This window comes from bacterium (genome assembly GCA_016786595.1).
Taxonomy (GTDB): Bacteria; Bdellovibrionota_C; UBA2361; order SZUA-149; family JAEUWB01; genus JAEUWB01.
Genome location: JAEUWB010000047.1, coordinates 31073 through 39101 on the forward strand (window position 1 = coordinate 31073; position 8029 = coordinate 39101).

Below are 8029 nucleotides of genomic sequence, written 5' to 3' on the forward strand. Positions count from 1 at the left end.
AGTTTATCGGAGAAACAATTGTGAATACTAAGGCAATGAAGTCACAGGTTATTATTTGGGGTCTAATTATTACAAGTATTGGTTGCTCAGGGAGTGACCCGACAGAGTTTAAAAATACAAATGACCCGAATGGTTATTCAGTTAAAGTATTAACTGCTAATTCTGAAGACTATGAGCCTGAGTTTGTTGATTCAACCTTAGGTAACTCTTGGGGCATAGCAATACGCCCTGCCGGTTTTGGTGGTCACTTCTGGGTCACAAACGCAAACACCGGAATTTCCACTGAGTACGTTGGCGATGTGAGCGGGAAGCGATTATATCAAGATGAACTTGCTACTGTAACTATACCGCCACCTCCAGGTTCGCCTGGAAGTGCGGTTGGGCAACCTACAGGAGTTGTGTTTAACCAATCACAAGAGTTTGTGATTACGCAACAAACTCCGAGTGGTCCAATCAGCGGTCCAGCTAAGTTCATCTTTGCTACTAACGATGGAACCCTTGCCGCCTGGACCGAAAAGAAAAATTCTGATGGTTCATTCAATCGCCCTGCTGATTCAATTCTTGCAGTAGATAATTCAGGTCGTGGTGATGACTACTTTGGTATAGCGATCACAAATAAATCTAGCGGTAATTTATTATACGTTGCTGATTTCGGTGCAGACTCAAAGATCAGAGTATTTAATTCCAATTTCCAAGAAGTTACCGACAGCTTCAAATTCGAAAATCCTTTCGAGAACCGCCTCTACGTGCCCTTCAACATTCAGGCGATTGGGTCAAGTCTTTTTATTGTTTATGCAAAATCTTCAGGTGAAGCAGGTGAAGAAACTCAGCGTGGAGGACTTGGCCGACTGGTGGAATATGACTTTAACGGTAATTTAAAGGCGATTTGGGATGACGGTGGACTGCTCAATGCACCGTGGGGTATAGCGTTGGCGCCGAGCACTGGATTTGGTAAATTCTCAGGACACTTGTTAATTACTAATTTTGGAGATGAAGCTTCAAGACTAGGAAGTATCGTGGCATTCAATGTGGAAACAAAGCAAGCCGTCGATTACTTGAGAGATGGAGCAAGTAATCCAGTTTATGTGCCGGGGATATGGGGAATAATTTTTGGCAATGGAGCCAGTTTAGGGGAGGCAAATCATTTATACTTTGCAGCTGGTCCTAAAGGCGAAGAAGATGGGGTTTTTGGCAAAATCATTCCCCCTGCAACTTAAGGGGCGTAGTAGATTTATTCGAAATTTAAATGCCTTTTCTGCTCATAAAATTTTTCCAAGGCTTGTTCTTAGATCACTCCTTCTGATTGTTATCTGCAAAACTTCTAGCGCTGAAGTTTATTTAACAAAAGATCAAGCCTTGGATCTTTTGTTCGGCCGTAACTGCACAGTCGAATATGATCCGAAATCAATTCCTGATGAGCTTAAGCGTCGACTAGAAGAATTAAATTTAAATGCCGAACATCTTCCGGATGATTTTGCAAATCAACCAGCGCATTTTTTTACCTGCACTAAGAACCAGCAAATTATTGGCGCTGCGCTAATCGATTCTGAAATTGGCAAGCATCTACCAATTACTTATATCGTCGGCTTTGATAAACATGGCACAGTGACAAAGGTTGAAATCATGGTTTTTCGTGAAGAAATCGGCAGTGAAGTATCCGCACGCGACTGGGAAGCGCAGTTTGAAGGCAAGGACAAGTATGCAGAGATTAAGCACCCTCAGACAATTCGTAATATCACTGGCGCAACATACTCTTCACGTGCAATTACAAAAGGTGTAAATCGTGCTAGGTTTTTGTGGCAACACTTTTATGGGCCAAAGTAATGCGTTAAGATCGTAAATTTAGTTATGCAAACCGCTGCAATCCCAGGATATAGATTAGCTAAAGCAAAACAGAGCACCCGCATTCTGACTACATTAGGCCTACTCGCGCTCACTCTCGGTATTTTGAGCGCCTTGGCTCTGACACTAACTCGCACGGGTGTGATGCCGACTGACGTCGGAACGTACTATTTGGGGAAAAGTTACCTGGAACCGAGCAACCAAGGCGGATTGGATTCAATGCTTGAAGCTGGCAGTAGGAAATCACTACAGCACTTAGCAGAAGTCACTCATTTGCATCTTGTCGGCGGATCGATCTTACTATTTATGTTATGCCACTTGCTATCGGTTTGCGATCTGTCTGAGCAAACTCGTATTTTTTGGTATGTCATTTCCTTTCTTAGTTATCTGCTAACTTTCATTGCACCTTGGTTGATTGTCTATGCGTCGTCCAAATTTGCTTATTTGTTTGGACCTGCCGTATTGCTTTTTATTTTAAGTCTATTGGTATTAATTTATCTGCCACTTCGGGAAATGTGGGGTCGTGCTAAGTCGTAGAAATTTTATTCAACTAGCTGCCGCATGTGGACTAACTGCCACTCTTTTTCCGCGGCAACTTTTTGCATCTGAAATGATTTGGGTTGAACGCGCTCGGCCTTTGATGGGCACAATTGTTGCAGTTGCAATTAAAGTGCCCAGTGATTTTGATGCGCAGAGCTTAATTAACCAGGCTTTCGATTATGCACAGTCGGCAATTAAATTGTTCTCTGATTGGGAGGTATCGAGTTTAGCCAATCAGCTACGAACCGAGAAAGATCTACCAATTGGTAACGATCGAGGGCGATTTTTCCAAACACTTGTCGGGCAAGCACTTGCAGTCGGTAAACTCAGCCAGGGGTTTTATCAACCGCTTAGTATCGAACTTACAGAGCTTTGGCGCCAGGCGCGTAACGATTCAAGTATTCCAACTAAGCTCGATCTGAAGTTTGCTTTAAAGGCGGTACAAGATTCTAAAGTTCAGCTCAATCCGGGCAAGCTTGTGCTGCAAGGCTCCTCGGGGTTTGATTTTAACGGAATCGGTAAAGGCTTTGTTGCTGATTTGCTTGAAGAGTTTTTCCGATCACGTGGGATTAATACCGGAAGAATCGCTTGTAGCGGTGACCTGAAATGCTTTGGCACAGAAAACTTTTTAATTGAAATCGAAGATCCACGCCCGCAACATTCAGCAAGTGAAATTCTTGGAAGTTTCCAAGTCAATCAGCCGATGGGGATTGCCACTTCGGGCGATTATCGGAATTGCTGGAAAGTAAACCAAAGATCATATCATCATTTGATTAATCCACTGACAGGTCTGCCTGGGCGTGAGTGCATGCAGGCAACGGTCTTACACCCCAGTGCGACGCTGGCCGATGCCTTATCAACTGCGGTATTTTTCATGAGTCCGAATGCTGGAGTGCGTTTGATTGAGTCAATTCCTCAGGCTGCTGCGGTGATTGTTGATCGCTCACACAAGGTGCATGCCACTAAGGGCATATCTAAGTTAAACGGTACGAGACTGTTACACGGGAACTCGATTTGACTGTTTTAGCGCCTGCTCGAGCGGGGGCAAAGGCCCATTTTTCTTTGATTGTTTGTAGCGCTGCAGAGTCACAATCAATGCGTCCGGAAGATTTTACAAGGTTGGCTTCAAGGATCTCTCCACGTTCGCTGATTGTCACTTCAACGACAAGGCTGCCTTCAAACTTTGCAAGTCGCGCGCTGCGAGGATAGGCTGGCTTTGGTGCGTTGACTAAAACAGGTCCTAAGGAATTACCAGACGAACTTCCGCCGATTGAATCTCCGATTACACTACCTGAGTTGGCAGCTTGGGAAGTAAATTCATGAGTTTGCGAGAGGCTTGAAGGATTATTCTGCGGGCTAGGAATTTTTTGATTTTGGGACTTCAATTTCGCATTTTGGGGAGTAACGCCTGGGGTTAGATTTAAACTCGCTCGAGCTTGAGTCTTTAAGGCAATTTCATCGGCAAATACTTTGGTGATTTCTGGAGTAGATTCAGCTTGAGGTAGGGAACTAATCGCTAATCGCGCAGGAGTTGAATTATTTTCTGCAGGACTAAGACTATTAATTAGGCTCACTACGATCATCTCGTTGCCGGGTGAAACGACAGAGACAACACCCTTACACCACATACAACCAGCAAGCGCGCCGAGATGTAGCAGCAACGAAACTAGAACAGAAAAACACAAGCTTGGTGAATTCATCACTAGGCTATCATCTTAAAATCGTATTTTCGAATCAAGATCTAATGAAAAGTTTATTGTCATTGTTTTGTCACCAGGGCTGAAAAAAATACTTCTCAGTGTTGACCTGGCCGATTTTTTCCGTAAAAAAGTCTTCAGCATTTTCACTTTAAAGGATCTCGAGCATAATGAAAAAACTAATTCTCTCTGGACTAATAATTAGTATCACAAATCCCTCAGTCACTTTTGCCGATGAGCAAAAGCAAAATGATCAAAATATTGAGATTGTCGTAACCGCAAGTCGTGGCGCTGAGGAGGATAAACTTAGCGTGCCTCAAACAATCGAATCAGTTTCGCGCGATAGCTTAGACATTAACGAATACTCTGACATAGATGACAGTGTGCGCAGGTTGCCGAACGTCGCGCTTGCACCAGCAGAAGGTAATCCTAATTTTTGGCAGGAAGGTTTCACCATCCGCGGTCTTGGCGCGCAGCGTGTCTTGACCCTCTCTGATGGAGTGCGTCAAGCTGGGCAAGGCATTGGCTACGGTGGAGGAAATCTAAGTCTCTACGATCCATTTCAAATTGAGCGTATTGAAGTTTTGCGTGGACCAAGTTCTGTGATGTATGGGACAGATGCTTTTGGTGGTGTCGTTAATATCATCAACCGCAAACCAACTGAGCGGACGGATGCTGGGGCAAATGCTGCGGTGCGGTACACCTATGATGGATCATACAACCGCAATCGTGCCGGCGCATACCTTGACTTTGGGAATGACAAAATCCAGACAATTCTTGGCGGAGGCTTTACTGATTCGGGAGAACCAAACCTTCCCGATGACGAAGATCCAAGAAGTGGCTCTTATGAAAGCACTAACTTCTGGGGCACAACGAATGTTAAACTCTCCGAGAAAGCAACTTTGAGTTTTACAGGCTCAGCCAATCTAAACGATGATATCTTGGTGCTTGATTCTGTAATCGTGCTCCCGATTGCGAAATTTGGCCCTCCAGGTTCAGCAGAAAATATTTTCTCTCCAATGTATTTTAATATTGAAGAGTACAATCGCACTTTAGCTGGAGTGAAACTTTCGGTAGAAGACTTGACTGATACTCTAAAGACTTTTGAATCAGGCTTTCATTGGCAGGGCTTAACTCGTAAGTTCCACCGTGAAACAGCTTTTTATCCTAACTTTGGACCTGGGTTTTCTGGTCCTCCACTCTTTGTTGATCCAACTGCAACAGTTGCAACCTCAGTTGTTGATACGGATGACGAAGCAAATACATACGAATGGCAAAATCAGGCTGAATTTGCATTGGGAAGCCATACCCTACGTGCTGGGCTAGACGTTGGTTTCGATACATCGGAACTTCCTGAAACAGAGTCCCAGCAAGTTGTCGCTCGTGCTGGGATTGGGCACAGTCGAGAACATCTAACTACTACCGAGCGAGTTCGTGCTGATGCCGAACAGGTTCGAATTGGCTTATTTGCCCAAGATACTTTTTCACTAGAAAATCTAGCCGCACTTCAGCTCCAGCCAGGAGTTCGTGTCGATAGCATTTCGGTTGACGACACAATTTCTGACTATAGTGAAGATGAAATTGGTGTGAGTGGTTCACTTGGGGCCCTCTATAAATTAAATTCTGAGCATAGCTTGTATAGCACTTTAGCTACTGGTTACCGTGTGCCTGATCTTGGCGAGCGCTTCCAGGATGCGATTGTCAATTTAGGAGTTCCAACGCGAGTAATCGGCAAGGAAGATCTCGATCCAGAGCGTTCATACTCGTTAGAGCTTGGCGGTAAAGGACGTAGTGAAAACACCGAGTATGGAATTGCTGGCTTTTATAACTATGTTAACGACTTCATTGGTCGTAAGCCAATTGGTCTTGTGCAGGGATATGTCACCGAGCAATACGACAATGAAGGCCTTGTTCGACTATACGGAGTAGAAGGTTCTGTCGATCATAAACTAAATGATTATTTCAAGTTCTATGCGGCGGCCGGACGCACTTGGACTTCTGAGGAAGAAATTGTGAATGTTCCTGATTGGACATTTAACTATGGGCCAGAAGTTAATTTGCCTGTGAATCGACTGGGACTAGAGGCAATGCGCGTAGCATTAAATCTTCGCACCGTGCTTGAATCCGAGGACAACATTCCAAATCCTGGCCGTGATAAATTCGACGCCGACGGATTTACTGTTGCAGATTTGATGTTTAATTTTGACTTAGCTGAAATGCATCAGGTCAAAGGTTCGATTCTAGCAGGGGTGAAGAATCTCTTTGATGAAACATATCAAGAGCCGTTTTTCCCACAGAATCAGCCAGGGCGGGCGTTTTACGTAGGAACGCAGTTTAACTTTTAGAAAGAAGACGTAAGGGCACTTGTTATTGCTTGTCATCTTGAGCGAAATCATGAACGAATGTAAATGAGTTCATGATCAGTCATGAATGACATGACCTATGGACGACAAGGTGCAGTTACAACAAAGCAAATCAATCGCAATTATCGGGGGCGGGGCCGCGGGGTTTTTCGCGGCAATCACCGCGGCTGAGAGAAACCCTACCTGTAAAGTTACGATCTTTGAAGCCAGTAAAACCACTCTCGGTAAGGTGCGTATCTCCGGTGGCGGGCGTTGTAACGTCACGCATAGTTGTTTTGATCCAGGAAAATTAGTTGAGAATTATCCTCGCGGCAGTCGAGAACTCATCAGTGTGTTTAACCGCTTTCAGCCGCAGGATACCTGTCACTGGTTTGAAACACGGGGCGTGAAGCTTAAGACTGAAACCGATCGCAGAATTTTTCCTGTCAGTGACGATTCGCAAACAATAGTTGATTGTCTGGAAACGGCAGCGAGGCAGGCGGGTGTAAGGTTATTAACTGGAGTTAGAGTTGAAAGCCTCACGAAATCAGCTTCGCAATTTGAAATTCTCGATACTAAGAAGCAAGCATTCAATTTTGATGCGGTAGTGATTGCTACGGGTAGTGCAAATGCTGGATACGAATTTGCCAGGAAGTTTGGGCATACGATTATTAAGCCTGTGCCTTCGATTTTTACTTTTACGATTAATGATCGGCTGATTGAGAATCTAGCTGGTATTTCTGTGCCTAAGGCCGAACTCGAATTAATAGTTGATAATCTTGACAAGCCAGCCAAGCCGCATCGATTTGCAGCAACTGGCCCGACCCTCATTACGCATTGGGGATTAAGTGGCCCTGCAGTCTTAAGGCTTTCAGCATGGGCGGCGCGGGAGCTTGCCGAGGCAAATTACCAAGCGCGTTTGGGTATTAACTTCTTACCGAGTGAGAGTGTGGAGCAGGCCAAGGTTAAGTTGCAGCAACTACGCAAGACTAACCCGAAGTTACAGGTTTCGCATGTGCGGATTTTCCCGTTTCCAGCGCGCCTTTGGGAAAGCATGTTGCATGTAGCGCGGGTTGATTCTCGCACGGAGTGTTTTTCCTTATCGAATACTGAGATCAATAATCTTGTGCAGGTGATTTTTGCTACCAATCTTTGCATTGGTGGTAAGGGGGTGTTTAAGGAGGAGTTTGTGACGGCGGGTGGGGTTAAGCTTAGTGAAGTTAAGATGCAGACGATGGAGAGTAAGATTTGTTCGGGCTTATATTTTGTAGGCGAGGTTTTGGACATTGATGGGATTACAGGGGGCTTTAATTTTCAGAACGCCTGGAGCACTGGTTATCTGGCGGGTATGGCGCTGGGCTGATGGTAGTTTTGAATCTTTAATATTTCACGTCTGATGTCGGGTCACTGGTGTTCTGCCAAAAAGTAACCCCGTACCCACGGCCAAGGCATGTCGGGGCAGGGGCAAGTTACTGGTATCACTTTGGTCCTCAAGGTGAGACGCGGCATTTAACGAATGTTGGTGGAAATGTGGTAGGTACGTATACTTATGACGCCTATGGGCGTTTAGTTGGTAGTACGGGAGGGATTAATAATAATTTCAGGTAT

General features: G+C 44.9%; 8 protein-coding genes. 7 read left to right on the top strand and 1 reads right to left on the bottom strand.

All coding sequences use genetic code 11. The features are described 5' to 3' along the window. Window positions 1-20 precede the first annotated feature (20 nt). From JNK13_07270 to JNK13_07285, 4 genes are read left to right on the top strand one after another with little or no spacing between them, the layout of a single operon-like run. Entirely contained in the window at window positions 21-1217 is a 1197-nt protein-coding gene (locus JNK13_07270; protein MBL7662534.1) for a TIGR03118 family protein, read from the top strand. Then, the gene (locus tag JNK13_07275; GenBank protein ID MBL7662535.1) at window positions 1189-1824 is read left to right on the top strand and encodes an FMN-binding protein; all 636 of its coding nucleotides are present in this window, start codon (window positions 1189-1191) and stop codon (window positions 1822-1824) included. The genes JNK13_07270 and JNK13_07275 overlap by 29 nt, the downstream gene beginning before the upstream one ends. Window positions 1825-1848: 24 nt before the next feature. Then, entirely contained in the window at window positions 1849-2379 is a 531-nt protein-coding gene (locus tag JNK13_07280; protein MBL7662536.1) for a hypothetical protein, read from the top strand. Beyond that, window positions 2366-3400, top strand: coding sequence for an FAD:protein FMN transferase (locus JNK13_07285; protein ID MBL7662537.1), 1035 nt, complete (start codon window positions 2366-2368; stop codon window positions 3398-3400). The genes JNK13_07280 and JNK13_07285 overlap by 14 nt, the downstream gene beginning before the upstream one ends. Here the strand turns inward: JNK13_07285 and JNK13_07290 are convergent. After that, entirely contained in the window at window positions 3357-4082 is a 726-nt protein-coding gene (locus JNK13_07290; GenBank protein ID MBL7662538.1) for an energy transducer TonB, read from the bottom strand. The genes JNK13_07285 and JNK13_07290 overlap by 44 nt on opposite strands. Window positions 4083-4249: 167 nt before the next feature. Between JNK13_07290 and JNK13_07295 the strand changes: the two genes are divergently transcribed. The 3 genes from JNK13_07295 to JNK13_07305 all read left to right on the top strand — a co-directional run. Then, window positions 4250-6424, top strand: coding sequence for a TonB-dependent receptor (locus JNK13_07295; protein MBL7662539.1), 2175 nt, complete (start codon window positions 4250-4252; stop codon window positions 6422-6424). A 97-nt stretch (window positions 6425-6521) separates the two neighbouring features. Further along, a complete protein-coding gene (locus JNK13_07300) occupies window positions 6522-7784 on the top strand; it encodes an NAD(P)/FAD-dependent oxidoreductase (GenBank protein ID MBL7662540.1) in 1263 nt (420 codons plus the stop codon). Between the two features lie 47 nt (window positions 7785-7831). Continuing rightward, window positions 7832-8029: hypothetical protein (locus JNK13_07305; GenBank protein ID MBL7662541.1), on the top strand; the 198-nt coding region annotated here is incomplete at its 3' end.

What these genes read in the sequence shown, in the direction of transcription:
- JNK13_07295 (MBL7662539.1), top strand. Translation starts at nt 4,250, where the DNA reads ATGAAAAAACTAATTCTCTCTGGACTAATAATTAGTATCACAAATCCC.
- JNK13_07290 (MBL7662538.1), bottom strand. Translation starts at nt 4,082, where the DNA reads ATGAATTCACCAAGCTTGTGTTTTTCTGTTCTAGTTTCGTTGCTGCTA.
- JNK13_07300 (MBL7662540.1), top strand. Translation starts at nt 6,522, where the DNA reads ATGGACGACAAGGTGCAGTTACAACAAAGCAAATCAATCGCAATTATC.
- JNK13_07280 (MBL7662536.1), top strand. Translation starts at nt 1,849, where the DNA reads ATGCAAACCGCTGCAATCCCAGGATATAGATTAGCTAAAGCAAAACAG.